The 26049-nt window shown below is 41.8% G+C and carries 26 protein-coding genes; 16 read left to right on the top strand and 10 right to left on the bottom strand.

Going from position 1 to position 26049, the window contains the following annotated elements:
- On the top strand, window positions 1-222 hold a 222-nt coding region (locus tag BSO02S_RS27770; RefSeq protein ID WP_218010615.1), incomplete at its 5' end, for a hypothetical protein.
- 91 nt (window positions 223-313) lie between these two features.
- On the opposite strand, the gene BSO02S_RS21865 is transcribed toward BSO02S_RS27770, so the two are convergent.
- A complete protein-coding gene (locus BSO02S_RS21865) occupies window positions 314-3067 on the bottom strand; it encodes a dynamin family protein (protein ID WP_066072728.1) in 2754 nt (917 codons plus the stop codon).
- A 282-nt stretch (window positions 3068-3349) separates the two neighbouring features.
- Here BSO02S_RS21865 and BSO02S_RS21860 point away from each other — a divergent pair, with 282 nt between their 5' ends.
- Together BSO02S_RS21860 and BSO02S_RS21855 are read left to right on the top strand one after the other, a co-directional pair.
- Window positions 3350-3859 carry a hypothetical protein gene (locus BSO02S_RS21860; protein WP_066072727.1) on the top strand — a complete coding sequence of 170 codons (510 nt, stop codon included), beginning with the start codon at window positions 3350-3352 and terminating at the stop codon, window positions 3857-3859.
- 14 nt (window positions 3860-3873) lie between these two features.
- Window positions 3874-4140, top strand: a complete 267-nt coding sequence (locus tag BSO02S_RS21855; RefSeq protein WP_066072724.1) for a zinc ribbon domain-containing protein — start codon at window positions 3874-3876, stop codon at window positions 4138-4140.
- 64 nt (window positions 4141-4204) lie between these two features.
- On the opposite strand, the gene BSO02S_RS21850 is transcribed toward BSO02S_RS21855, so the two are convergent.
- The 3 genes from BSO02S_RS21850 to BSO02S_RS21840 all read right to left on the bottom strand — a co-directional run bounded on the left by BSO02S_RS21850 (window position 4205) and on the right by BSO02S_RS21840 (window position 6494).
- Entirely contained in the window at window positions 4205-4927 is a 723-nt protein-coding gene (locus BSO02S_RS21850) for an amino acid ABC transporter ATP-binding protein (protein WP_066072723.1), read from the bottom strand.
- Window positions 4924-5580 (bottom strand): amino acid ABC transporter permease, encoded by a 657-nt coding sequence (locus tag BSO02S_RS21845; RefSeq protein ID WP_066072721.1) that lies wholly within the window; start codon window positions 5578-5580, stop codon window positions 4924-4926. The genes BSO02S_RS21850 and BSO02S_RS21845 overlap by 4 nt, the downstream gene beginning before the upstream one ends.
- Before the next feature lie 113 nt (window positions 5581-5693).
- The gene (locus BSO02S_RS21840; RefSeq protein WP_066072719.1) at window positions 5694-6494 is read right to left on the bottom strand and encodes a basic amino acid ABC transporter substrate-binding protein; all 801 of its coding nucleotides are present in this window, start codon (window positions 6492-6494) and stop codon (window positions 5694-5696) included.
- A gap of 510 nt (window positions 6495-7004) precedes the next feature.
- Between BSO02S_RS21840 and BSO02S_RS21835 the strand changes: the two genes are divergently transcribed.
- The 10 genes from BSO02S_RS21835 (at window position 7005) to leuD (ending at window position 18887) form a co-directional block, all read left to right on the top strand.
- A complete protein-coding gene (locus tag BSO02S_RS21835) occupies window positions 7005-7340 on the top strand; it encodes a MerR family transcriptional regulator (RefSeq protein ID WP_066072717.1) in 336 nt (111 codons plus the stop codon).
- 365 nt (window positions 7341-7705) lie between these two features.
- Window positions 7706-8614, top strand: a complete 909-nt coding sequence (gene ilvE, locus BSO02S_RS21830; protein ID WP_066072716.1) for a branched-chain-amino-acid transaminase — start codon at window positions 7706-7708, stop codon at window positions 8612-8614.
- Between the two features lie 11 nt (window positions 8615-8625).
- Window positions 8626-10293 carry a dihydroxy-acid dehydratase gene (gene ilvD, locus BSO02S_RS21825; protein ID WP_066072714.1) on the top strand — a complete coding sequence of 556 codons (1668 nt, stop codon included), beginning with the start codon at window positions 8626-8628 and terminating at the stop codon, window positions 10291-10293.
- Between the two features lie 474 nt (window positions 10294-10767).
- Complete coding sequence (ilvB, locus tag BSO02S_RS21820) at window positions 10768-12495, top strand: acetolactate synthase large subunit (RefSeq protein ID WP_066072712.1); 1728 nt, start codon at window positions 10768-10770, stop codon at window positions 12493-12495.
- Window positions 12492-13013 carry an acetolactate synthase small subunit gene (ilvN, locus tag BSO02S_RS21815; RefSeq protein WP_066072710.1) on the top strand — a complete coding sequence of 174 codons (522 nt, stop codon included), beginning with the start codon at window positions 12492-12494 and terminating at the stop codon, window positions 13011-13013. The genes ilvB and ilvN overlap by 4 nt, the downstream gene beginning before the upstream one ends.
- 25 nt (window positions 13014-13038) lie before the next feature.
- Window positions 13039-14070, top strand: a complete 1032-nt coding sequence (ilvC, locus tag BSO02S_RS21810) for a ketol-acid reductoisomerase (RefSeq protein WP_066072709.1) — start codon at window positions 13039-13041, stop codon at window positions 14068-14070.
- Window positions 14057-15601 (top strand): 2-isopropylmalate synthase, encoded by a 1545-nt coding sequence (locus tag BSO02S_RS21805; RefSeq protein ID WP_066072707.1) that lies wholly within the window; start codon window positions 14057-14059, stop codon window positions 15599-15601. Before ilvC ends, BSO02S_RS21805 begins: the two co-directional genes overlap by 14 nt.
- Before the next feature lie 33 nt (window positions 15602-15634).
- On the top strand, window positions 15635-16741 hold the full coding sequence (leuB, locus tag BSO02S_RS21800; protein ID WP_066072705.1) for a 3-isopropylmalate dehydrogenase: 1107 nt from the start codon (window positions 15635-15637) through the stop codon (window positions 16739-16741).
- Window positions 16742-16880: 139 nt separating this feature from the next.
- A complete protein-coding gene (gene leuC / locus BSO02S_RS21795) occupies window positions 16881-18299 on the top strand; it encodes a 3-isopropylmalate dehydratase large subunit (RefSeq protein ID WP_066072704.1) in 1419 nt (472 codons plus the stop codon).
- Window positions 18300-18302: 3 nt separating this feature from the next.
- Window positions 18303-18887, top strand: coding sequence for a 3-isopropylmalate dehydratase small subunit (gene leuD, locus BSO02S_RS21790; protein WP_066072702.1), 585 nt, complete (start codon window positions 18303-18305; stop codon window positions 18885-18887).
- A 42-nt stretch (window positions 18888-18929) separates the two neighbouring features.
- Here leuD and BSO02S_RS21785 read toward each other — a convergent pair whose 3' ends face one another.
- The 5 genes from BSO02S_RS21785 to BSO02S_RS21765 form a co-directional block, all read right to left on the bottom strand.
- Window positions 18930-19505 carry a GNAT family N-acetyltransferase gene (locus BSO02S_RS21785; RefSeq protein ID WP_066072699.1) on the bottom strand — a complete coding sequence of 192 codons (576 nt, stop codon included), beginning with the start codon at window positions 19503-19505 and terminating at the stop codon, window positions 18930-18932.
- Window positions 19506-19618: 113 nt separating this feature from the next.
- On the bottom strand, window positions 19619-20095 hold the full coding sequence (locus tag BSO02S_RS21780; protein WP_066072697.1) for a CBO0543 family protein: 477 nt from the start codon (window positions 20093-20095) through the stop codon (window positions 19619-19621).
- On the bottom strand, window positions 20092-20661 hold the full coding sequence (locus BSO02S_RS21775) for a CBO0543 family protein (protein WP_169802783.1): 570 nt from the start codon (window positions 20659-20661) through the stop codon (window positions 20092-20094). The genes BSO02S_RS21780 and BSO02S_RS21775 overlap by 4 nt, the downstream gene beginning before the upstream one ends.
- 20 nt (window positions 20662-20681) lie before the next feature.
- Complete coding sequence (locus BSO02S_RS21770; RefSeq protein ID WP_066072693.1) at window positions 20682-20996, bottom strand: DUF3892 domain-containing protein; 315 nt, start codon at window positions 20994-20996, stop codon at window positions 20682-20684.
- A gap of 118 nt (window positions 20997-21114) precedes the next feature.
- Complete coding sequence (locus BSO02S_RS21765) at window positions 21115-21831, bottom strand: VOC family protein (protein ID WP_066072691.1); 717 nt, start codon at window positions 21829-21831, stop codon at window positions 21115-21117.
- Between the two features lie 155 nt (window positions 21832-21986).
- On the opposite strand from BSO02S_RS21765, the gene BSO02S_RS21760 reads away from it, so the two are divergent.
- Entirely contained in the window at window positions 21987-23519 is a 1533-nt protein-coding gene (locus BSO02S_RS21760) for a glycosyl hydrolase family 28-related protein (RefSeq protein WP_066072689.1), read from the top strand.
- Between the two features lie 9 nt (window positions 23520-23528).
- Here BSO02S_RS21760 and BSO02S_RS21755 read toward each other — a convergent pair whose 3' ends face one another.
- Entirely contained in the window at window positions 23529-24119 is a 591-nt protein-coding gene (locus BSO02S_RS21755; RefSeq protein ID WP_066072687.1) for a DUF1836 domain-containing protein, read from the bottom strand.
- Between the two features lie 131 nt (window positions 24120-24250).
- Here BSO02S_RS21755 and trhA point away from each other — a divergent pair, with 131 nt between their 5' ends.
- Together trhA and BSO02S_RS21745 are read left to right on the top strand one after the other, a co-directional pair.
- Window positions 24251-24898 carry a PAQR family membrane homeostasis protein TrhA gene (trhA, locus tag BSO02S_RS21750; RefSeq protein ID WP_066072685.1) on the top strand — a complete coding sequence of 216 codons (648 nt, stop codon included), beginning with the start codon at window positions 24251-24253 and terminating at the stop codon, window positions 24896-24898.
- Between the two features lie 144 nt (window positions 24899-25042).
- The gene (locus BSO02S_RS21745; RefSeq protein ID WP_066072684.1) at window positions 25043-25864 is read left to right on the top strand and encodes a YitT family protein; all 822 of its coding nucleotides are present in this window, start codon (window positions 25043-25045) and stop codon (window positions 25862-25864) included.
- Window positions 25865-26049: the final 185 nt, after the last annotated feature.

Raw genomic sequence — 26049 nt, 5'->3', positions numbered from 1 at the left:
CCTGTTCCCTCAGAAAAATCAGGAAAAGGGTATCCAATCGGGCTTATTGGAACCCTTTCCCTCAGAAAAATAAGGAACGGGGTATCCAATCGGGCTTATTGGAACCCGTTCCCTCAGAAAAGTCAGGAAAAGGGTATCCAATCGGGCTTATTGGAACCTGTTCACTCAGAAAAATCAGGAATAGTTAAAAAAACAACAGCTGCCTCTAACATAGCCTTCTAAGAAGTAGACGAGCCGCGGGGTCCTAGGACCAGTTCACTATTCCCGCAAAAAAAGAAGATGCCCCTTTGGACATCTTCCACATTCAATGTTATTAATAGATGGTTTGCATGCCTTTTCCGGCGACGGTCATCCACTCGAATTGGCGCAGTCTTACTTCAAACAGTGTCAATGGATCGCGGAACATTTCTGGATTGGTATTCATGTTCGTAAGCATTTCTTGGTTTGTCTGAATTCCAAAGCGCGCATCCTCGACGGAACGGTTTAACATAGTCAATGGACCTTTAAAAAATAGGGTCATATCGCGTTCCAGTGATTTTTCAAACAGCTCAAATGGCTGGAAGAACTGCTTCTTGACTGCTGTGATAGCTTCGGAATAATCCTCATTTTCCACAAAGGATTTGTATTTGTTAAAAAGCATGGCTTTATTTTGCGATATGGCTCCAAACAGCTTTCCGGCACTTTTTAATAAGAATTGTGATGGAGTCCGGCGCAGCAGGATATTGACGCTTTCTAGCTGAAAGCGGCTCGTCATCCGGTCCGTATCACGGAGCCAATCATCCAGCACCTTAAAATCACACTCAAGCATGAGGCGCTCTTCTCCATACATATGGTTAAAGCCTTCACCCATCTCATTTAGGAATTCCTGGCTTAGCTCAAATTCCTCTTTGCAATCTTCAATCCATCCTTGAAGCGAGCGGTAAAATTTCGGCATAACCGTTTGTTCCAAATAATCTTGAATTCTACTATTCATTTCTTCATTAAGTTCTAAGTGAATCTTGCTAAAGTTACTGTCCTCCTTGATTAAGGCGGAACACTCCTGAAGCATTTTCGGAACGGCCTCCGAAATATCATTCTCGATTGTTTCCTTAATCACGCGATATGATTTCACAATCGTTTTTGTTTTTTGCACTTCCGTGTCCTTCAGTTGATTGACAGCCCCATTCAGCTTCATCAGCATTTCTTCATTCCAGCGCACCGATTCTACTAGTTGATTTTCAACATCAATCCGCTTTTGCATCAGGCTGGCAATCGTGGTCCGGATAAAAAACAGCAGTTTGGCCAGCCGTTTATCCTCAATGTTTCTCGTATTATTAAAGGATTGAATAAATGCCTTTAAGTCCTTTAGCTGCTGGCCACTTTCATATTGCGAAGAAAAGGCAAATACTAAAGCTTCAGGTAAATAAGTGTTAATCATCGTTCTGGTTTCATCAAAAATGCGGACTGCTTCCTGCTCGTTTACAATCGTATCCATTTTAGTTAACAGAAAATGAACATGGATATCAGGTGCTAACTCTTGGATTTGCGCAAGAACTGCCCGTTCCTTATCCGTAAACGGTGCGTTCGCATCAAGCACAAACAGGACGGTATCGGCAACGTGCAGGTACTTCAGTACTTCATAACGATCATGATGGTTTCCCTTTAGTCCCGGGGTATCAATAAAAGCAACCCTATTTTCCTGTAAAAATGCGTTTGGCCGCTTAAATTCAATAATCGATTCCAAGGCATTACGGCGGCGGTCCATTCGTTCCTGAAAATCAGTGAATCCAGCTAAATTAGAAATCTCACGATCAGTAATCTCAGTGATTGCAAATTCTGCATCGTTTTTAAACATCACCACTGATGATGTTGGACTATCCTGTAAATCTTCACCTAAGACCATATTAACAAAAGTGGATTTCCCACTACCGCTTAACCCGGTAATAAGAAAATGCTGTGTGTCAAAATCAATCAACTGCTCAACAAGCCATTTTACCCGATTATTCTCACCCATATCATGTGCCTTGGCCCAGTCCATGATGGAATCAAAGAGTGTCAGGCACTCATCCAATTCATCCATGTCTGTTTCCGTCATGCTGATAAGGCTTTCCGCCTCACTAACAATGGTCATGCTGACACTTGCCGGGAACAGTTCATTCCATGAGAGGACAGCGGCTGATGATAAAACGACATTCGCCGAATCCGCTAATCGCAGCCAATTCGTTAAAAAGTCAGGAATAAGGTCCTGTAGTTTTTTAATAAAGTATCTTCCCTCAATTAAACTAAAATACGTTTCCTTATGATGCCTTGACAGTACTGACCAATTTTCATCACGATTAAGATCAAGATTTAATAATAGATGGTTGATTTCTCTCAGCCAGGTAAAATAGGATTCTTCATTCTCGTAACTGTTCCAAAGTGACGAAACAAGATGCTCAAATTTCTCTTTTTCAAGGTTGTACAATATGATTAATGCCTCGGAAAAATAGCTCGGGGCGTGGCTTTTCGTGACACCCTTTTCCACATACGTTTTGAGCATATCAAACCATTCCAACGATTCCGTCCGCTTTGCTTCGTTTACAGCCAGCTCAATCGCATGATTCCAATCCTGATGTTCTTCAAAAAAAGTACGGGCGATTTCGGTGACATCCGGATAATCCGGGTTGGTAACAATTGTTTTTTTAATAATTGATAGGGCCGCATCTAACTTGCCTCGTTCAATATACAGCGAAAATAACTGTAAGGCCACTTCAGTATTTAACGTCGGGTTATCTGTTACAATCGCACAATAAATATCCTCAGCCGTCGATAACAGCCCAAGCTCATAATAGGCATCTGCTGTATTTTTCTTCGCCCATGGCTCAAGTTCATTGCTGATGTTTTCCCATTTATATATCGCTGTTTCAAAATCTTTATGATGAAAATACACTTCACCTTGTGCAAAGCGAATCGTCGATAAATCCGGGAGATCCTTTTGTGCTTCCTCTTGGAACGCCTCTCCAAGGACACGGATCGGATGAATATTTTCATGTTCATTGATGAACATTTCATAATACGTTTTCTGTTTTAATTGCTTCTCTAACGTCATATATTTCCCTCCAATTGCAACCACTCTAATCATTCATATGGAAAAGAGGCATATTTATGCCATATACTATTCGATATAAATTCTAATTATAAGTCCCAATTCTACTGATTCTAACAGAGGTATTTTTTAATACGATGTCAGTAGTATTTCAATTTGGAGACAAACACAATTTCTGCTGATCCTTTTTTTTTAAAAATATCATGTTGATTAGTTTGGTCAAACTTCCTATTTTATCGTCCACCCAAGTATAATTATACCAAAGACTTTAAGGAGAAATGAACTTTGGAAAAGGAACAGGCAATGGTTTTATCAAATTTCATTCAAAAATCTCATTCTGCCGCTTATCAGATTAAGCAGTTAGAAACCATCGGCGGCATGTTGCCAAAGTTTCATCAATGGACGAACGGAAAGAAGACATTATCGGCTTATGAAATAATCCGTCCAGAAACTGAGACAGGCTATTACTTTTTATTCATTGATTGGCACCGCAATGACAACTATTATTTAGTGATTTATACACATAATAAGTCCACCACTTGCGCGGAGATTCGCCAAATTCAAGAGCTTGACGAGGGACCTCATCTTGTCTGGTCATATAAACCATTTAAACGAGACGGGAAAAATGACCAGAGAAAGGCCTATTTTAAACAAATGTTTGGTACGACAACCGTTGCAATTAAGCTGCCTTCCTCCGCCTCTGAAGTGGAGGAATTTTATGATCAATTGTTCAGGCTCTGCCAAAACCGGATAAGAGCGGACCGGATTGTTGATGTATTTGATTTAGAAAATTGAGAGGAATGTGGGAAATGGCCACCTTTAAAAACTGTCAAAGCTGTGGAATGCCTTTAGCAAAAGATGAGCTTGGGGGCGGAACGGAAATGGACGGGACAAAAAGGACGAAGTATTGCAGCCACTGCTACATGAATGGAGAATTCACTATGCCAAATATAACAGTGGAGGAAATGAAGGAAAGAGTGAAACAAAAGATTGTTGAATTCGGGATGCCTAAATTTATCGCCGGAATGTTTACAGGAAACATTAATAAACTGGAAAGATGGAATCGTGGAAAATAATCAATGTCTTTCTAAATAATTTGAGGGAGGCTATTAACTTGCAGCCTCCCTCTAATTATGATGTTTATAACACCTTACTTAAAAATGCTTTCGTTCGAGCTTCCTTCGGATGGTCAAATAACTCACTTGGGATATTTTCTTCGACAATCAAACCGCCGTCCATAAATAGGACACGGTCTCCTACTTCTTTGGCGAAGCCCATTTCATGGGTCACGACGACCATCGTCATTCCCTCTTTGGCGAGCTGTTTCATTACTTCCAAAACCTCGCCCACCATTTCAGGATCCAGCGCTGACGTTGGTTCATCAAACAGCATGATATTTGGCTCCATCGCAAGGGCCCTAGCGATCGCAACCCGCTGCTTTTGCCCGCCGGATAAAGAATCGGGATAGGCCTCCGCCTTTTCCTCTAAGCCTACTTTTCGTAATAGCGCCAACCCTTTAGCTCTAGCTTCTTCTGCAGAAATCTTTCTTACCTTCATCGGAGCGAGCATGACATTTTCGATAACCTTTTTATGCGGAAAAAGGTTGAACTGCTGAAAGACCATGCCCACTTCGGTCCGGACTTTATTAATATCGGTCTTTTTATCCGTCAAATCGATTCCTTCAATATAGACATGCCCGCCAGTAATCGATTCTAGCATATTGATGCAGCGCAGGAACGTCGATTTTCCAGAACCGGAAGGCCCAATCACGACAACCACCTCTTGTGGCTTAACGGTTACATTAATATCCTTAAGAACCTCATTCAATCCGAACGATTTTTTCAAATTTTCTACCTTAATCATTCTGTTGCCATCCTCCTTTCAAGACGAGTTAACAGAAAGTTTAGGGAGAGGGTCAATACAAGATAAATGACCGCTGCCGTCAAATATGGCTCCCAGGCGCGGTAATATTGTCCCTGCATCGCCCGTCCCCAGTACATCAACTCTGGAGCTGCGATTAATGCGGCCAGCGACGAATCTTTAATTAATACAATAAACTCATTCCCAAGCGGCGGAATCATCCGTTTAAATGCTTGTGGCAAAATGACAAATTTCATAGCTTGTACATGTGTCATCCCTAAGGAACGTGCTGCCTCCATCTGCCCTCTATCGATTGATTGAATCCCTGCGCGAAAAATTTCAGCTATATAGGCCGCAGAGTTTAAGGAAAGCGCCACAATCGCTGCTACAATCGCATTTGTCGTTCCTAGAAAAGGTGGTACAACGGCGAAATGAATCAATAAGATTTGAACCATCAGCGGGGTGCCGCGGAAAAAGTTGATGTACCAGTTAAACGGCAGCGCAAGCAGCTTATTTCTCATCAATTTGCCTAATCCTATTAATAAGCCCAGAAATGTACCAATCACAATTCCTGCTATCGAAAGTCCAATGGTTAGTAACGTTCCTTTTGCAAAAAAAGGCGCGTATTCTACAATTAAGTCCCAGCGAAAGTCCATCTATTTGATCCCCCTCTATAAAACGCCTTCCTGATAAAGCTAAACTATGTATAGTTAGTAAAACAAAAATTGCGTAACTGCTAGAATAAGGGAGTTACGCAATTTTTGTTTCATTATTGCTGATCTTTTAATATTTGTATATCGGGGTCTTTTTTAAGCCATTGCTTGAACAGTTTTGCATATGTTCCGTTATCAATGACCTTCTTAACTGCTTTATCAAAGTCCGCTTTCAGTTTGCTTCCCTTCGGAAACAATAGGCCATAATATTCTTTTTCAAATGCTCCATCGTCCTCAATAACTGTAAAGTTCTCGTTCGGATTATTCCTTACATATTCCTCGACAACTGTGTTATCGGCAACAACGGCATCAGCCCCGTTCTTTTTCAACTCTAATATTGCCAGATTATTATTTTCAAACTTTTTAAGGTCCTTACTGTTTTCACCTAGAATAGCTTCAGCAGCTTCTTGACCCGTCGTACCGTTTTGAACAGCAACCACCTTGCCTTTCAAGTCCGCTGCACTCTTAATCGCACTGCCCTTTGGTACTAATATTTCGTTTTTAGAAAAAAAGTAGGGAACAGAAAAATCATAGGTTTGTTTCCGTTTATCCGTGATTGTGATGGAGGAAATGGCGATATCAGCTGTTTTCCCTTTGATTTCTACAAAAATTGGATCCCAGCCAACATGCTCAACCTTTATATTGTAACCGGCTTCCTTTGCAACAGCCTTGATGAAATCAATATCAAATCCAACGACTTCGCCTTTATCCTGGTATTCAAACGGCGCATAGGCCGCATCTGTAACAACCCTTACAGTCTTCTTTTCATCACCGCCAGTTTTACTTGTCCCACAGGCTGAGAGAATTAACAGAAACGCAACCATTAATACGGATGAAACTACTTTTAACTTTTTCATTTTCTTCCCCCTTTTTCATTTTCATATAATTGTTTTTAAAAATTAATACTATTTTGAATATACATAATTATACCCTGTCTAGCTTTATTATTCAATATTTTAAATATTTTACTATATTAATACGTTAATGGGCTATAGCGAATATGTAAAAGAAAATTTACTTTTAACATCATACGTGAACCTTGTCCAGAACATTCAAGTTTTTATTTCTTCCAAATATCGTTGTTTATTGTAGAAAGGCGGAATAAATGGACTTGGGCACGGTCTTTAAATTTCTTCCATAGTTAGACAATTGATGATTCTTTTTCCAAAACACAAGTATATTATTGGTTAGGATTTCCTTAGGAAAAAACTTAGGAGCCGAAAAGACTTACGAAGGTGTATTCATGCGTTATACAAGGCTATGGATCTTTTATTTTCTAATTCCATGTCAGAAAATCTAACATAAAATGTAGTAATCTTACTAATATTTAATATACTACAGTAAACAAGAGTGAGTGGTGAGAATAGATGAGGCATGATTTGTCTTATAAAGATAAAAAGGTTATTACGATTGGTGTGGTCAGAGATTTGACCGGTCTTTCTGAAAGACAAATACGCTATTATGAAGAAAGAAAGCTTATTTTCCCCGAGAGATCCTCTGGAGGAAGCCGGAAATATTCTTTTTCGGATGTAGAGTTATTGGTAGAAATCGCGAACAAAATTGAAGATGGAGTCCAAACACACGAAATCAGAAAAGAGATGCTTCGAGCTAAACGGAATCAAAATCAAGAGGATATGAGAAGAAAAATGATTCAAGGTCAACTGAATGCCCAATTCGGTTTAAGAAAAGGTCCTACTTCTTAATTACAGGAGCGGGTCCTTTTTTACTTTTGCCAATGAGTAATTTTCCTTTATTTTTGCAAAAACAATACTATTTTGGACAAGTAGAACACAATTTACAAAAAAATAAAAAAATTTCAGAAATATTTTCCCCCTGCTTTTCCTTGTTAGAACAAGAATGAAAACGCTACCAAGTATTTTAACTAATTTGAATTGTCAGTTTTTAATGTTGACCATGTTTTTAATTGGTTGTATGATTATCGAAAATAATCATTTGTAAGTAAACACTGTCTTTGTCCATCACCTATCAGGGATGCAGGAAGGCAATTATTTTTAAAATAAATGTTTAATCATTTAAAGCGGTTCAACACTAAAGAGGAGTGGTTAGGTTGGGAAGTCAATGGATATTCCTTGGCGGCGAATTCGTCAAGAAAGAGGATGCTGTTGTATCAGTTTTTGATCATGGCTTTTTATATGGGGATGGAGTATTCGAAGGTATTCGCGTATATAGCGGAAACGTCTTCAGACTTGATGCCCACTTAAAAAGACTATTTGAATCAGCACAATCCATTATGCTGCAGATTCCATATTCACAGGAGGAAATGACGCAATTAATCGTTCAAACGATCAGAAAAAATCAACTAGAAAGCGCCTATATTCGTGTCGTTGTTTCACGTGGTAAAGGGAATCTTGGACTTGATCCATCTTCCTGCTCAAAACCAAACGTTATCATTATAGCTGAGGAATTATCCATGTATCCGAAAGAATTTTATGAACGTGGAATCAAAATTGCCTCCGTTGCAAGTAGAAGGAATCGACCGGATGTACTCAGTCCGCAAATTAAATCACTAAATTATTTAAATAATATTCTTGTAAAATTAGAAGCTAATCAAGCCGGCGTTGAAGAAGCTTTAATGCTGAATGACCAAGGCTATGTTACTGAAGGTTCAGCTGATAATATCTTCATTGTCAAAAACGGCGTCGTTTTTACTCCTCCTGTTTACTTAGGAGCGTTGGAAGGAATTACCCGCAACGCCATCATTGATGTCGCAAGGGCAAAGGGTTTTGAAGTCAGGGAATCACCTTTCTCAAGACATGATGTATATGTAGCTGATGAAGTATTCTTAACCGGCACAGCCGTAGAGGTTATCGCAGTCATTGATGTGGATGGCCGTAAAATTAGCGATGGTAAACCGGGAGAAGTAACAAAACAGCTGTTAAAAGAATTTAGACAAATCGTCACAACGGATGGTGTGGCTTGTTACCCGAAAAGAACAAACCATGCTGTAGTCAGTTAGGAGATTAAAAAATGCGAAGCGATATGATTAAAAAGGGGATTGATCGTGCTCCCCACCGCAGCCTATTATACGCAACAGGGGTAACAGTAAAGGATATGGAAAAGCCGTTTATCGGTGTCTGTAACTCATTTATTGAGATTATCCCAGGACATAAACACCTTAATCATTTCGGTGAAATTGTAAAAGAGGCCATCCGTGAAGCTGGCGGCATTCCATTCGAATTTAATACGATTGGTGTCGATGACGGTATTGCGATGGGACATATTGGGATGCGCTATTCCCTTCCAAGCCGTGAAATCATTGCCGATAGTGCCGAAACAGTTATTAATGCCCACTGGTTCGATGGTGTTTTTTACATTCCAAACTGTGACAAAATCACACCAGGGATGTTGATGGCAGCCGCAAGAACCAATGTTCCATCCGTATTTGTATCAGGTGGTCCAATGGAAGCAGGCGTTTCCTCTACGGGGAAAAACCTCTCCCTCACTTCCGTTTTCGAAGGTGTTGGTGCCTACCATAATGGTTCGATGACCGAGCAGGAATTACTCGAGATTGAAACAAGTGCTTGCCCAACTTGCGGTTCTTGTTCAGGTATGTTTACCGCCAACTCGATGAACTGTCTCATGGAAGTTCTCGGGATGACCGTTCCAGGAAACGGAACGATTGTCGCCACTTCTGAAGAACGACATGAACTGATTCGCCAAGCAGCAAAACACTTGATTGAATTAGTTAAAAATGATCTTCGCCCACGCGACATCATTACTAGAGAAGCAATTGATAATGCCTTCGCCCTTGATATGGCGATGGGCGGTTCAACAAATACTGTTCTTCATACACTGGCTATCGCTCATGAAGCTGGGATTGATTACGATTTAAGTGAAATAAACAAAATTGCTGAAAGAGTTCCTTATCTGGCAAAAATTATGCCGGCATCTGATTATTCGATGGATGATGTTCATCAGGCTGGAGGCGTAAGTGCCATATTAAATGAACTTTGTAAGGTTGACGGTGCTCTTCATCAGGATTGCTTGTCGATTACTGGAAAAACTCTAGCTGAAAATGTGAAGGATGCAACAATCCTTAATGAACGGGTTATTCGCCCGAAAGATAATCCCTACAGCCCGGTTGGCGGGTTATCCATCCTTTATGGAAACATTGCTCCGGATGGCGGCGTGATTAAAGTAGGTGCTGTTGATCCATCAATTAAAACGTTCTTGGGTGAGGCAATTGTGTTTGAATCCCAGGATGAAGCGCAGGAAAACATTAATAACGGGACGGTCAAGTCAGGTCACGTCGTTGTTATTCGCTATGAAGGACCTAAAGGCGGTCCAGGCATGCCGGAAATGCTTGCCCCGACTTCGGCAATTGCCGGGCGCGGCCTAGACAAAGAAGTTGCCCTTATTACCGATGGACGCTTCTCAGGAGCTAGCCGTGGAATCTCGATTGGTCATATCTCACCAGAAGCAGCGGAAGGCGGACCGATTGCATTCGTGCAAAATGGTGACAAGATCTTAATTGACCTTGAAGGCCGTTCCATTGAACTCCTTGTTGATGATGAGGTTTTAGCCGATAGACGCTCAGCTTGGGTAAAGCCGGAGCCTAAAATCAAAACTGGCTATCTAGCAAAATATGCAAAGCTTGTTACATCCGCTAATACGGGCGGAGTTATGAAAATATAAATAGTTTATTGTGCATTTTACGAATGGAAGCTTAGGGATCCACTAGTACTCCTCCCCTTCTTAAGAAGATAAGGTACTAAACGTTTGTTTGACAAAAAAATAGATAAATCGATGACGGGAATAAAGGAATAAGGAATTGTATTTTCAGAGAGCTGGGGTTGCTGGAAGCCCAGTAATACAACTTATTCCGACATCATCCCTGAGTGTTGTGCTGAACGGTCTAGACTCTAGTAGGCTCAACCGGGTGTTTCTTGAACACCTGTTACAAAAAGAAGCGTTTAAGTTTTTGTTCTCGCTTCATAAGGCAGTATTCGTAAGGATGCTGTAAAACCGGGTGGTACCGAGAAAATGAAAGGCCTTTTCTCCCCGATTATTCTGCTTTTGATGTCTTTAACTGCAGTTTATTCGGGGAGAATAGGGCCTTTTATTGATGTTTAGAGGAATATTCAAAGATCCACAAGGAGGGATTACGACGTGAAAGTAGAAGCAAAAAAGCTGGAATTCCAAACCAGTATAGCACCAAAAACAGGTGCAGACCTTCTAATTGACTTATTGAAAAAAGAAGGTGTTGATACGCTATTTGGGTATCCGGGAGGTGCAGTCCTGCCGATTTACGATGCCATTTATCGGGCACAGGGTTCCATCAAGCACGTCCTCTTCCGTCATGAGCAAGGTTTGATCCATGCGGCGGAAGGATATGCCCGAATCACAGGTAGACCTGGGGTAGTGATTGCCACTTCTGGTCCTGGGGCAACCAATCTGGTTACCGGAATTACAGATGCAATGATGGATTCCTTACCGCTCGTGGTATTTACCGGGCAGGTTGCACGCAGCGTCATCGGAACGGATGCCTTCCAAGAGGCAGATGTAATGGCGATCACAACTCCGATAACCAAACACAATTATCAAGTGCAATCCGTTTCTGACTTACCAAGAATCGTGAAGGAAGCTTTTCATATTGCTTCTACCGGCCGGCCGGGGCCCGTCTTAGTCGACATTCCTAAAGATATATCCGCCGGATTTTTAACCGAAGAGCCTGAAGAAGGATCGATCCATTTACCAGGCTACCAGCCAACGACAAAGCCAAATCCAATGCAAATTAAAAAGCTGGCTGAATCCGTTGCAAAAGCAAAAAGGCCTGTCATTCTTGCCGGTGCTGGTGTACTGCACGGAAAAGCATCTGTAGAATTAACTGCATTTGCTGAAAAACACAGTCTTCCTGTCGTTACTACCTTGCTTGGACTTGGTACCTTCCCTGCAGACAGTCCTCTCTCCTTGGGAATGGCCGGTATGCACGGAACTTATGCGGCAAACATGGCGATTTATGAATGTGATTTACTCATAAATATTGGTGCCAGGTTTGATGATCGACTGACAGGAAATCTGGCGCACTTTGCCCCACATGCCAAGGTAGCACATATCGACATCGACCCAGCTGAAATTGGTAAAAATGTAGCAACACATATTCCGATTGTTTCTGATTCAAAAGAAGCATTAAACGAGCTGATTGATCAAGCCTCAGAATCACCCGAACATGAAGCATGGCTGGAAACACTCAAGCAATATAAACAGGAATACCCGCTTTGGTATAAACATAGTCCAGACGGGATGTGCCCGCAGTGGGTGATTGAAGCAGTTCATAAGGTAACAAATGGCGAGGCAATTGTCGCAACAGACGTGGGTCAGCATCAAATGTGGGCTGCCCAGTATTACACCTTTAAAGAGCCGCATCGCTGGATTACATCAGGCGGGCTTGGAACAATGGGCTTTGGCTTCCCTGCAGCGATTGGAGCGCAAATCGCCGCACCAGATAGTACAGTCGTTGCGATTGTCGGCGATGGCGGTTTCCAAATGACCTTGCAGGAATTATCCGTCATTTATGAAAGAAATCTTCCTGTTAAAATTATTATCGTCAATAATGGCGCACTTGGAATGGTTCGCCAGTGGCAGGAATTATTACATGGAAACCGGATTTCCGAATCCATTCTTCATACCCAGCCTGATTTTGTCAAGCTGGCGGAAAGTTATTCGATTCGCGGCTATAAGGTTGCGAACCAGGAGGAACTCATCACCGTTTTACCAGAAGTTTTTGCCTATGATGGCCCAGTTCTTGTTGATTGCCGTGTGCTCCAGCAGGAAAAGGTCTATCCAATGATTGCTCCTGGCAAGGGAATCCATGAAATGATTGGGGTGAAACCATGAAACGGATTATAACAGCAACGGTCCAGGACCGAAGCGGCGTCCTCAACCGTGTCACCGGACTCCTGCAAAGACGGCAGTTTAATATTGAAAGTATTTCCGTTGGGCCAACAGAAACAGAGGGCATTTCAAAAATGACCCTTGTGGTTGAAGTCGAAGATGAGCAGCGGCTCGAACAGGTGACGAAACAACTAAACAAACAGATTGATGTTTTAAAAGTTTCCGATATTACCGATAAAGCGATTGTAGCAAGGGAACTGGCATTGATTAAAGTGGCCAGCAGCAGCCAGCTGCGCAGCGAATTAAACGGGATCATCGATCCATTTCGCGCCATCGTAATTGATGTAAGTAAAGAGAGTTTAGCCGTCCAAATCACAGGACGCCCTGAAAAAATTGACGCCTTGATTGAATTGCTTCGTCCCTATGGGGTCAAAGAGATTGCCAGAACAGGACTGACCGCCCTCTTGCGCGGGCATCAGCCACATGTAAACGAACTAGCTACGTATTCACTATTAAAATAATAATATTCCTGGAAGGATGATTAAAATGGTAAAAGTATTATATAACGGAGATATTCAAGAGGAAGTTTTACAAGGAAAAAAAATCGCAGTAATCGGTTACGGCTCACAAGGTCATGCCCACGCCCTTAACTTAAAGGAAAGCGGTTTTGATGTAGTTGTTGGCTTAAGAAGCGGAAAATCATGGGATAAGGCCGTGGAAGATGGTGTTGATGTCCGCTCCGTTGCCGAGGCAACCGCTGCAGCAGATGTAGTAATGATTCTCCTTCCGGACGAAATGCAGCCAAAGGTGTATGAAGAAAGTATTAAACCAAATCTTGAGGCCGGCAATTCTTTAGTTTTTGCCCATGGCTTCAACGTTCATTTTAGCCAAATCGTACCTCCAGCTGATGTGGATGTATTCTTAGTCGCACCTAAAGGTCCTGGTCATTTAGTTCGTCGTACCTATACCGAAGGCGCTGGTGTCCCTGCCCTTTACGCTGTTTATCAGGATTACAGTGGTCAAGCACGTGATGTTGCCCTTGCCTATGCAAAAGGGATTGGAGCTGCCCGTGCAGGTGTATTAGAAACAACATTCCAAGAAGAAACGGAAACAGATTTATTCGGAGAGCAAGCCGTACTTTGCGGCGGCACAACAGCCCTAATTAAAGCAGGCTTCGAAACACTTGTAGAAGCTGGTTATCAGCCAGAAGTTGCGTACTTTGAGTGTTTACATGAATTGAAATTAATCGTGGACCTTTTATATGAAGGCGGCTTTGAAAACATGCGTTATTCGATCTCCGATACGGCGCAATGGGGAGATTTCGTTTCTGGACCACGTGTCGTAAATGAGGATACAAAAGCACGCATGAAAGACGTTTTAAAAGATATCCAAACCGGTGTGTTTGCAAAGGGCTGGATCCTTGAGAATCAAGCAAATCGCCCGCAATTTAATGCCATCAATCGCAGTGAAAATAATCATCAAATTGAAAAGGTCGGCCGCGAGCTACGTGCCTTAATGCCATTTATTAAAAAACCAATCAATGCAAAGAAAGAAGTGGTGGTAAATGGTTCACGTTAACATCTTTGATACAACCTTACGTGATGGAGAACAGTCCCCTGGTGTGAATTTAAACCAGCTTGAAAAATTAGAAATTGCCAGACAGCTTGAACGGTTTGGCGTTGACATTATGGAGGCCGGCTTCCCGGCTTCCTCACAAGGAGATTTTGAAGCGGTAAGAGCCATTGCCCGGACAATCAAAAACGTTTCCATTACAGGCCTGGCCAGAGCGACAAAATCGGACATTGACATTGCGTGGGATGCCTTAAAAGATGCACAAGAACCTAGGCTGCATGTTTTCCTTGCAACCTCCCCTATCCATATGAAATATAAATTGCTAAAGACGCCTGAGCAAGTCACGCAAATAGCCGTAGATATGGTTTCTTATGCTAAAAGGAATTTCCCGCATATAGAATGGTCAGCGGAAGATGCTTCTCGGTCGGACTTAGATTTCCTTGTTCAAATTATTACGAAGGTCATCGATGCCGGTGCAACAGTGATCAATCTTCCCGATACAGTCGGCTATACAACACCGGAAGAATATGGACGGATGTTCCGCTATATCAGAGAAAACGTTCCAAATATTCATAAGGCGGCATTATCTTGCCATTGTCATGATGACTTAGGGATGGCCGTTGCCAATTCCCTAGCAGCTATCGAAAACGGAGTTACCCAAGTGGAGGGTACGATTAACGGCATTGGTGAACGTGCCGGAAACGCTGCCCTAGAAGAAATTGCAGTTGCCCTAAATATCCGTAAAGATAAGTATAATTTTTCAAACAATCTTGTTTTAAAAGAAATCAAGCGCACCAGCGACTTAGTCAGCCGCTTTACCGGCATGATGGTTCCGCCTAACAAAGCGGTTGTTGGAAAAAATGCCTTTGCCCATGAGTCCGGGATTCATCAGGACGGCGTCTTAAAAAATACGTTGACCTATGAAATTATTACGCCTGAATTAGTTGGGGTCAAATCCAATGACTTAGTCCTTGGGAAACACTCCGGCCGGCACGCCTTTAAAGACAAAATTGAGCAGATGGGCTTTGAACTATCGGACGAAAAAATCCTTGAGGCATTTACCGCTTTTAAACAATTAACCGATCGAAAAAAAGAAGTCACGGACGAGGATTTATTTACAATTTTAACGGATATTCAAACAACCACCGTTGATGTGAAAAAATATGAGCTGGTTGCTTTTCAAGTCCAGTACGGTTCAGCTAACCTCCCTACTTCCACTGTCGCGCTTACCACACCGGAGGGAATCCGAGTCGAAACAGCTCGGACAGGGTCCGGTAGTGTTGAAGCACTTATGAACACGTTAGAGGCGCTGATAAAAGAAGAAATTCATCTTACTGATTTTAGATTAAGTTCGGTTGGCCAAGGTCGGGATGCCCTTGCAGAGGTCCATGTAAAAATGACCGTAAACGGTGCAGCAGTAAGCGGCCGCGGCTCGGCACAGGATGTATTAGAGGCTTCGGCTAAAGCGTTTTTGAATGCTGTCAATCGTGTTTTCTTCAACCAAAAAGCAGCCGTTAAAGAAACGGCCATTTTATAACATTTAAAACAAAAAATAAGGAGGTTGCTTCTAATGAAAAAACACATTGTTTTACTTCCCGGTGATGGGATAGGTAAGGAAGTTATTCATTCTGCAAAAGATGTGTTACATGCCATTGCTGAAGAATATAATCACTCTTTTAACTTCGAAACCCACGAAATCGGAGGAGCAGCCATAGACCAGTACGGCACTCCTCTTCCGGAAACAACGGTTGATGCTTGCAAGCAGGCAGATGCAGTATTACTTGGTGCCGTTGGCGGGCCTAAATGGGATAACAACCCTTCCCATTTACGTCCTGAAAGAGGTTTACTTGGAATCCGAAAGGCGCTAGATTTATATGCAAACTTAAGGCCAATCAAGGGATTTAAGAACCTCCTCCATGCTTCACCGTTAAAGGAAGAAGTCGTCGCTGGAAGCGACCTCCTTATCGTACGTGAATTAACAGGCGGGCTTTATTTTGGAACACCAAGTGAGCGCCGTGACAACGGCAACTTTGTGGTTGACACGCTTGCCTATTCCCGCCAAGAGATTGAAAGAATTGTAGACAAAGGCTTCCAAGCTGCCCAAGGCCGCCACGGTCGTCTTACTTCGGTGGATAAAGCAAATGTGCTGGAATCCAGCAAGCTATGGCGCGAGGTTGTCGAAGAGAAAAAGGCTCAGTATCCAGATGTATTCGTTGAACATGTGTTAGTTGATGCTGCCGCAATGAAATTAATTACGAACCCTACTCAGTTCGACGTCATCGTTACCGAGAATTTATTTGGTGACATCCTAAGTGATGAGGCCTCTGTTTTAACAGGATCGCTTGGAATGCTCCCTTCTGCCAGTTTAAATGAAAATGGTGTCGGTCTTTATGAACCCGTTCATGGCTCTGCACCAGATATCGCCGGCAAAGGCGTTGCCAATCCAGTCGCGATGATTTTGTCTACTGCCCTCATGCTCAGATATTCATTCCAATTGGAGAATGAGGCAAAGGTAATTGAAGACGCTGTTCAATCGGTGCTTGATGCCGGCTTCCATACAGGTGACCTGCAAGTTGCAGATGGGCGCCTTGTCGGAACTGCAGAAATGACCAACTTGATTGTTAATTATATCCGGTCGCAAAATGCTTCAAAATGTATCGCCAGCTGCTATTTTTGAGCAGGAATCCCCGTCAGGCTGAATGATACCTGGCGGTTTTCCCTAATGTAAATGAGGTAACCGCTGATTGGAGTGGGCTATCCGCCAGTGGGCACCCGGTATCCGCCTTAATAAATCTATAAACGTGAGGAAGGAAGCTATGCATACACCAAAAACGATTATCCAAAAAATTTGGGAACAGCATGTTGTCCAACAAGAAGAAGGAAAGCCGGATTTACTTTATATAGATTTGCATCTTGTTCACGAAGTGACCTCCCCTCAAGCATTTGAGGGCTTACGAATGAACGAGCGCAAGGTACGCCGTCCGGACCTTACTTTTGCGACGATGGATCATAATGTTCCAACCCGCCAGCGTCTTGTCATCAATGACCCAATTTCGAAAAAACAAATAGATACCTTGCAACAAAATTGTCAGGAATTCGGCGTTACACTTGCTGACATTCATCACCCCGATAATGGAATTGTCCATGTAATTGGTCCGGAGCTTGGCCTCACCCAGCCCGGAAAAACTATCGTTTGCGGTGATAGCCATACGTCCACACATGGGGCATTCGGTGCTCTCGCGTTCGGAATCGGAACAAGCGAGGTCGAGCACGTCCTTGCCACACAAACACTATGGCAGGCGCCTCCAAAAACGCTTAATGTAAAAGTGAATGGGAAACTTGGAACAGGTGTAACCGCCAAGGATTTAATCCTCGCGATTATCGGGAAATTTGGTGTCCAATTTGGAACCGGTTATGTGATGGAATACACAGGTGAAGCAATTCGCTCCCTTTCCATGGAAGAGCGAATGACAGTTTGTAATATGTCAATCGAAGCTGGGGCTAGAGCAGGACTCATCACTCCAGATGAAACCACTTTTGAATACTTAAGAGGAAGAAGACATGTCCCACAAGGCGCCGCCTTCGAGGAAGCGGTGGCACAGTGGAAAGAGCTTGCCACGGATGTTGGTGCCGTCTATGATGCTGTTGTCGAGATTGAAGCAGCCGAAGTTGAACCTCAGGTTACATGGGGAACAAACCCCGGCATGTGTATCCCGATTACAGCAAATGTTCCAAATCCGGATCAAGTGGATCAACCTAGCAAGAAGGATGAAATTAACCGTGCACTTGAATACATGGGTCTTGATGCAGGTCAGCCAATCTCAAGTGTAAAAATAGACCATGTCTTCATTGGTTCCTGCACCAACTCCAGGTTAAGCGACTTACGCAATGCCGCTGAAGTTGTTCGCGGCCGCAAGGTTAATCCTGCTGTTACTGCCATCGTGGTTCCTGGTTCTTGTAGTATCAAGCTTGCCGCGGAAAAGGAAGGCCTTGACGAAGTCTTTAAGGAAGCAGGTTTTGAATGGCGCGAAGCCGGATGCAGTATGTGCCTGGCGATGAATGATGATATCATTCCACCGGGAGAACGCTGTGCCTCTACTTCCAACCGTAATTTCGAAGGGCGCCAAGGAAACGGTGCACGTACCCATCTTGTCAGCCCAGAAATGGCAGCTGCCGCCGCTGTAGCCGGTCACTTCGTTGACGTCCGTCAATTTACTGCACAGGAGGTTTTTTAAAAAATGGAACCACTACGCATTCATCAAGGTCTCGTTTACCCATTAAACCGGTCTAACATTGATACTGATCAAATTATTCCGAAGCAATTTTTAAAGCGGATTGAGCGCAGTGGCTTTGGACAATTCCTGTTTTATCACTGGCGCTTTGATGACGATGGAAATCCACGCCCAGATTTTTCGCTGAATGATCCGAAATACAAAGGTGCATCGGTTTTGGTCGCCGGTGAAAACTTTGGCTGCGGCTCCTCACGTGAGCATGCACCGTGGGCTGTCCAGGATTTTGGCTTCAAAATAGTAATTGCCACTAGTTTCGCAGATATTTTTAAAAACAACTGTGTAAAAAATGGCATTCTCGCCATTCAAGTTAGTGAAGAACAAGTCCAAACCATAATGAAAATGGCTGAATCCGAGGAGTACACCCTAAGTGTGAACCTTGAGGATCAAGTGGTTTATGATAACGAAGGCTTCGAGGTAAAATTTGATATCGCTCCATATCCTAAAGAAATGCTCCTTAACGGCTGGGATGAGATCAGCGTTACCTTAAGCTATGAGGATAAAATTAAGCAATACGAACTTGCGCATAAGTAAGCGTGAAAATGAGCCTGGGAATCCAGGCTCATTTTTTTCAACCTAAAGCTCTTCTAAAATATTTTTATTCTCTGGTTCTTCGCTAAAGGTCAGGACCTCTTCGACCGGCTCATAGGATTCGCCATAAAAATGTTGATCTTTATAGGTATGTATCATATCATACGTTTTTTTCATGGCCTCAAAGATCATTTCTTCCGACTCATCATTGGGCGCCCAATAGAGGATTTCCATCTTATTAACTTCATTTGTCGCTAAGGATCTTCTCTCATATCCAATTGACCCGGCATGCCCAAATTTTTCACGTTTATAAAAATGGAGCCTTTTTTCAGTATCGCTGTCATCATAGTTGACGGGTTCCACTTCAAGGATGATTGGCTTTCCTTTTCGCTTTAATTTTTCCAAGAGTTTATGGCCAAGTCCCTGGCCGCGAGCATTACTTGAAACGAAAAGATAATCAATAAATACAAAATTGTCTAGCTCTGCATACATCAATACATGATTTGGACCTTCATCTTTATGGTAGATGTCCGAGCGCTCTTTAAGTAAGCTCTCCATGTGCTCTCTTGACTTCATCTCTTCAATGGGAAAATACTGATTCAACTTTTCATACCAATGCATTGAATTACCCCTTTAACAGTTTTTCTTGCGCTTGATTTTTCTTACTATGGAAAAAACCTCTGGTGAAAGTATTCCTTGAATTTACCTATTATAATCGTTGCAAAGTATAAGAATCAATTCATATCCTTTGAAAAACCATTGAAAAACCAAACACAAAAGTATCTTGTCATCACAAAAGTGATTAATAATGTGATCCATGTCCAATACCATGTCCAGTGAATATAATGGATTAAATCTGTCTTTTTCTCTAAAATAACTTCAGGAATGGTAAGAATGGTACAGAATGCAAAGTAGTAAAAGAATTTAAACATGGGCTTGCGCAAATTAGGGTAAAATGAATTGAAAATGGCACATATCACTGGGTACACGAAATATTCGTAGGTAAAACTAGAACGATTGACCGTTGAAAAAAGCCGGACAGGATAGGACAGCAAATGGTATTGGACAACAACTAATCCCACAATCCAAGTAATTACTTGTTTAAAAAGAAAGGCAACAATCGCTAATCGTCTTTTATTTCTTGGGATAATAAAAATCAATGCGAAGGTAAGAATCCATACGAAAATCAAAATAATCCAATCTACTTTCATCGGGTAGCCTCCTTATCTTCCCGAGGTTGTGCTTTCTCTTTAAAAAACCAATGATAGATGATGTTGACGACTGCAAACAAACAAAAAAAGTCGAGCCATGTCCAGTACCAGTCATAATGAACGTAAACGATCAGGTTGGTGTATTTTTCAATTATTACATCAAAAATAGTTAACCCTGAAACCCATAGGGATAAATAGAAAGGACGCAGATAATTGTTTACTTTTTTCGGCACAGAAATTATGTAAAATCCACAAACAAGTGGATAAAATAAATACTCAGTAGTAACAAGCACGTCGGTTGCTTTAGGTAATTCCCGGACTGGAAATGAAAGTAAGTTGAATTTCACATGAAATAAAGTATTTAACCAAGTGAGTGATTGGCAAACCAAGACTGCAAAGATTACCCTTCTGTGGTGATTTTTTGGCGTAAATTTCACAAAGGAAATAACACCTATTACCCACATCAGAATGATAATTAAGTATTCAATTGGCATACATGTAGCCCTTTCTATATAAGTTGGCGCAGCTTCGCCCCTTCTCCATACAAAACTGAGCAGTATCGTCATACCACTCAGTTCCTTGTTAATTAAAACTCTGGTAAATGATCAAGATTATTTTCCTTAATACCGTCTGGTTCGCTTCTGATGATATCTCGCCCATATTTATGAAAGACATCGACGTTTGCCAGCTTACCAGCCTTCGCTTCAGCTAAGGCTGTTATATAATCAAGTTCCCGCCCGTTACTCGTCTTAAACCCAATAATATCACCATCACCGTTTTTCCTTACGGCCACAAACTCTTCTTTTCCATCGTTATTACCAAGACCCGCTTCCACTTGAGCTTGCTGCTCACTTTGCTGTCTATATTCCTCATAAATTCTTTCATAATCCTTTTGTTCCATTGATTACACCTCCGAACAACTGTTAGTATTTTTCTTTTTCTAAATTTTATCCATCGTTTGTTTCACCTCATATAAAAAACCGGGATCTTAGAAAGGGCCCGGTTTAATTACTATTAAATTATTTACCGCTATAAATACCAATGGTATTTCCATCAAGATCCAGGAATTTGGCAAAGCATCTGCCATCAGGAATGGCTGTTTCTGGTATGATCACTTTCCCGCCTAGTTGGGTTACTTTTTCCAAGGAAGCTGATATGTTTTCCACATTAATATACAAGGTCAAATAGGGTTGCTCTTCCCTTGTCCAATTGAAAAGATGGCCATCTAACCCAGCGTCTTCTTCAGAAATACTCATAACAGGTCCATCATCGGTAATCTTCCAATTGAAAATTGTCTCATAAAACCGTTGAGAACGATGCCCTTCTCTTGCGGCAATTTCAAAAAAGCCGATGTGATTTAATGCTCTAGTATCTTTTCTTTGATCCTCTTTCTGCTTGTCACTTCGATGAATTCCAACAATAATCCCGTCGGGGTCGACGAATTGGGCAATCGAACCACCTGTTGGGACCGCCATTTCTGGGAGGATCACTGTCCCGCCCATTTCCTCGACCTTTACCAAACATTCCTGTATATTGTCAACATTAACATACACACTCACATGCGTCGGGTGGTCTTTATGCGGCCATTTGAGAATATGACCGCTCAATCCAGCATCCGAAATCTGCAATAACGGCCCAACATCGGTAATCTTCCAATTAAATAGACTCTCGTAAAAATTTTTTGCTTGATTTCCCTCTCTTGCTGCGATAACAAACATTGCAATCGTGGTTCCCATTTTTTTCAACTCCACTTCTTAATTACTTCTAATTTCAGCTTACAGTATAAACATCTTTAGCCCTTACCTAAACTTCGACAAAAACGGTACTTTTTCCTTTACTAGTTCAACAGGCTATAATAGGTCGTAACAGGCTTCTTTGGGAGTGAATAAAAATGACTATATACGATAAAACCCATGACCCGCGGAAAAATAAAGAGCTGCTTGCTGAAATTACCGGAAAACGTCTTGATATGAAACAGGTGCTCCAAGAAACGGAACAATTATTTGAGCAATGCCGGGAGAATCCAAGTTCATCATTCACTGTAAAAGGACATCCGCTTTCATTTTCAAAAAAAATTCAGGGGGGATTATTCCGTCTTTCAGCTAAACGTTCACTGATTTTAGCACCAACGCGGATTTTTATGGATGCTGAAGGGAATGTGATTCCTGATTGGAAAGACAAGCTGGATCGAGAATATGACCGTTTGAGGGAAAATATAACAAAGGAAGTGAATGTTGCAGATTTTGGTGCTGTCGGTGACGGAAAAACTGACTCCACAGCTGCTTTTAAAAAGGCAATCGGCCGTGGACTGGTAAAGGTGGTTGTACCTCCGGGTGTATTTATCGTTAAGGGAATCCGTCTGCCATCCTGCGTCTTGCTCGTTGGAGCTGGAAAAGGAGTCACAACTATTCGGCTGCATGATCAGGCTGTTAAAGGTACTAGATTGATAACCAACTCAAACCATTGGCGTGGAAATCACCATCTTTTCGTTCGGGGTATGACCTTGGACTGGAATTTGGAAAGGCTTGGCGATGTCGCAAAAACAAGTACGTGGGGCAATCATTCAAGTTGTTTGACCTACGCAAATGTTACCTATGGCTGGGTCAAAGATGTCGAAGCAATGAATCCGGGGCTTCACTGTTTTGATATTTCGTCGACACTGTACAATTATGCTGGCGACGGTTATCGTGCCCGAGGCGGGAGCAAGTATGTTTGGCTCGACAACTTAACTGGTTATGGGTTCGGCGATGACGGAATTACCACCCACCATAGCGATTATATTTTTATCTCTCGCTGCCATATGAGCGACACAAGTGGCCGAGCCCATCGAAGAGGTTTTTCAAATTCCAATGGTTTTGAAATTGATGATGGCTCAAGAAATGTCTTGCTAGTAAATAATTCTACTGCAAGGTGCTTTGGCGGGGTGGAAATTAAGGCCCATCAAAATTCCTCTGCCGCTTCCAACATCACAATCGTTGGCCATATTTCTGTGAATGATAACCGGTCCTATAATTTTCGCCATATCGGCCATCACAAAAGCAGCGATACGGAATCGAAATCAGCTTTCAACATCAGCGCAGTACATCTTGCCGCCATTGCCCCAATTTTTTCTGATTTATATAAAGATTCGACACCACGTGGGATGGTGGTTTCCGCATATAAAAATGTCGTCATTAACCACTTCACCTTACTTGGTGACCCCGATTATGACTACAAAGGGAACCCGCTGATTGCCGTTCAGTATCGGGCCAGAAATGTGGTTTTGAATCATATTTCCGTCAAAGATTTTATAAAAGCCGGGGCCGCAATAAAAGTCTATGGGGGCGACAATCGGGCGGATTCTATAAAAATTCAAAATTGCTCATCTAATAAAATTGAAGTCGGGTCAGGCATCAAGGATATTAGTATTGATACCAAAGAATAGCGTCAATCATCACTTTTGACGCTTTCCTTCCTTTTCAACAACGATGTCATCGACAAGCTTTTCCGCCACTTTTCGATACAAATTACTCATATGCACAAGCGAAGAAATCATCAGCACCTGCTCAAGATAGGGAGAATTTCCTTTTTCATTCTCAGTAATTTCTTCCTTAACGTCCTTCACTCTTTCCTCTATGTCCCCTTTAAAGTCCGCAACATTTTGGCTCGTTAGATTCAGATAACTAGAATAGAAAGAATCTAAATTTACCTCCTCTTTGATAATCTTCTTATTAACGCCATCAAGGGTTACCTTAATATCATTGATGGAAAGTGCCCCTTTAAGTTGGTAAATCAAGCTCATTAGGATCAGATGCTCTTTCGAATATCTCTTATTTTGAATCGGAAAAATAAGCTTTCCTTTTGCATAGTTATTAATCATTGTTTTGGTAAGGATTTTTTCATCCTCATTCCGCTTTGTATCATTAAATTTATTTTCGAATAATTGAATCACTTGGTCCATATATAAATCTATATTTGGAATTTCTTCCAAAGTTAAACTCGTCTCTAGGCCAAGTTGATCGATAATTTGATTGATATGTTCCATTGTAAAAACCCCGTTCATTAACGTAATATTTTTTATTATACCTAACTATTTGGGTGTTGACTAGATGTGAATATGTTAGTATTATTATATGTAGTTATCAAAACTACATATTGTGCTAGGGGGCATTTAAAATGAATAATTATATTCGGGAACCTATCAATGGACTGACCCATTTAGCAGGAGCTGTTTTGGCATTTGTCGGACTGCTTGCGATGGTGATCAAGGCCGCCATGACAACAACCTCACCTTTGACCATCACGGCGGTTATCATCTTCGGCGTAAGCATGATCCTGCTTTATTCGGCATCGGCCACCTATCACATGGTCATTGCCCGGGATACGGTGATAGCCTTTTTAAGACGACTTGACCATTCAATGATTTTTGTACTAATTGCCGGTACGTACACGCCTTTTTGTTTTATTAGCTTGAATGGAAGGACGGGTGCGATTCTATTTTCGATCATTGCTGCGGTTGCATTAAGCGGAGTTGTTTTTAAAATGGTTTGGTTTAATTGCCCGCGCTGGATTTCGACTGCTTTGTATTTAGCGATGGGCTGGATGATTGTGTTTGTCTTCTCGCCGCTAACCGGAAGTTTAAACCCAGTAGGTTTGTTTCTACTAATCCTTGGCGGAATTTTCTATACCATCGGCGGGGTCATTTACGGAGCAAAGCCGAAGTTTTTACAATCAAAATACATGGGCTTTCATGAAATTTTCCATATTTTTATTTTGCTTGGAAGCCTGGCTCATTTTCTTAGTGTATTTATATATGTGATTTAACTATTTATAAACCTTGTAAACGCCTTTTTGCTAAGGCGTTTTTGTTTTGCTTGTTAAAAAGGTGTTTTTGACAAATTGCTATCATTAAAACTTGCATGATTGACTCAAACTATAATAAGCAAAAAAATAATAGAGGTGTTTCGTTTGTTTCGATTAATTTTTCAAATGATCGTCATTGGATTATGTTCAATGCTTTTCGGATTTGCCTTTAATATTTTCCTTATTCCCCATAAGCTAACCTCCGGCGGGGTAACAGGCATTGCCTTTTTTATTCATCATTTTTCACAAATCAATACCGGCTGGGTTATTTTAGCGATTAATCTTCCATTGTTTTTTCTAGGATTGAAATTCTTAGGAAAAAGATTTGTTTTGCTTACTGGTTACGCGGTGGTCATTTTGTCCTTTAGCATGAAATTCATTCCGATTCATGCCATTAGCCGCGATATTCTTCTTTCATCCATTATTGGCGGCGCCCTTTATGGAATCTCCGTGGGTATTATCATTCGGCTGGGAGGGTCGACGGGCGGAACCGATATTATCAGTCTAACGCTTGCCAAGCAAAAGAACATGCAGGTTGGCTTTTTAAATACCTGTATGAATCTTTTAGTGGTGGGGATTTCCGGGCTGATTTTTGGATGGAATATCACACTATACACAGTGATTGCTATTTATGTCGCCGGCCGTGCCGTGGATATGGTTTACACCACTCATAATAAATTGACCTTAACGATAGTGACGGAAAAATATGAGGAGCTAACTGAGGCATTACTTCGGCTGCATGCCAGGGGGGTTACGGTAACAAATGCGGAAGGGGCATATACTCATAAGCCTAAAAAAGTGTTAACTACTGTGATTACAAAATTCGAATTAAATGAAACGAAGCATACCATTAGAACTGTAGATTCTAAGGCATTTGTCAACATCATGCAAACCATGGAAGTGGTGGGGCGTTTCCGTAAAGATTAGAAAGTGACGGGAGGGTCCTTTGGAGGGATAAGGAAGGACCGCTTATAACGACCGTTCGGTACTTTTTTGAGAGTTTTGGGCTTTATTCTTACCGTTCACACCCTTTTTCTGCTCTCTCGGGCAGAATAACCCTCTCATTCTTACCGTTCGGCCCATTTTTCCGCTCTCTCGGGCAGAATAACCCT

The sequence above is a fragment of the Neobacillus soli NBRC 102451 genome, assembly GCF_001591665.1.
In the GTDB taxonomy this organism is placed as follows: domain Bacteria; phylum Bacillota; class Bacilli; order Bacillales; family Cytobacillaceae; genus Neobacillus; species Neobacillus soli.
The sequence above is the reverse complement of the archived record's forward strand: the minus strand, read 5'-3'. Positions and strand labels throughout refer to the sequence as shown.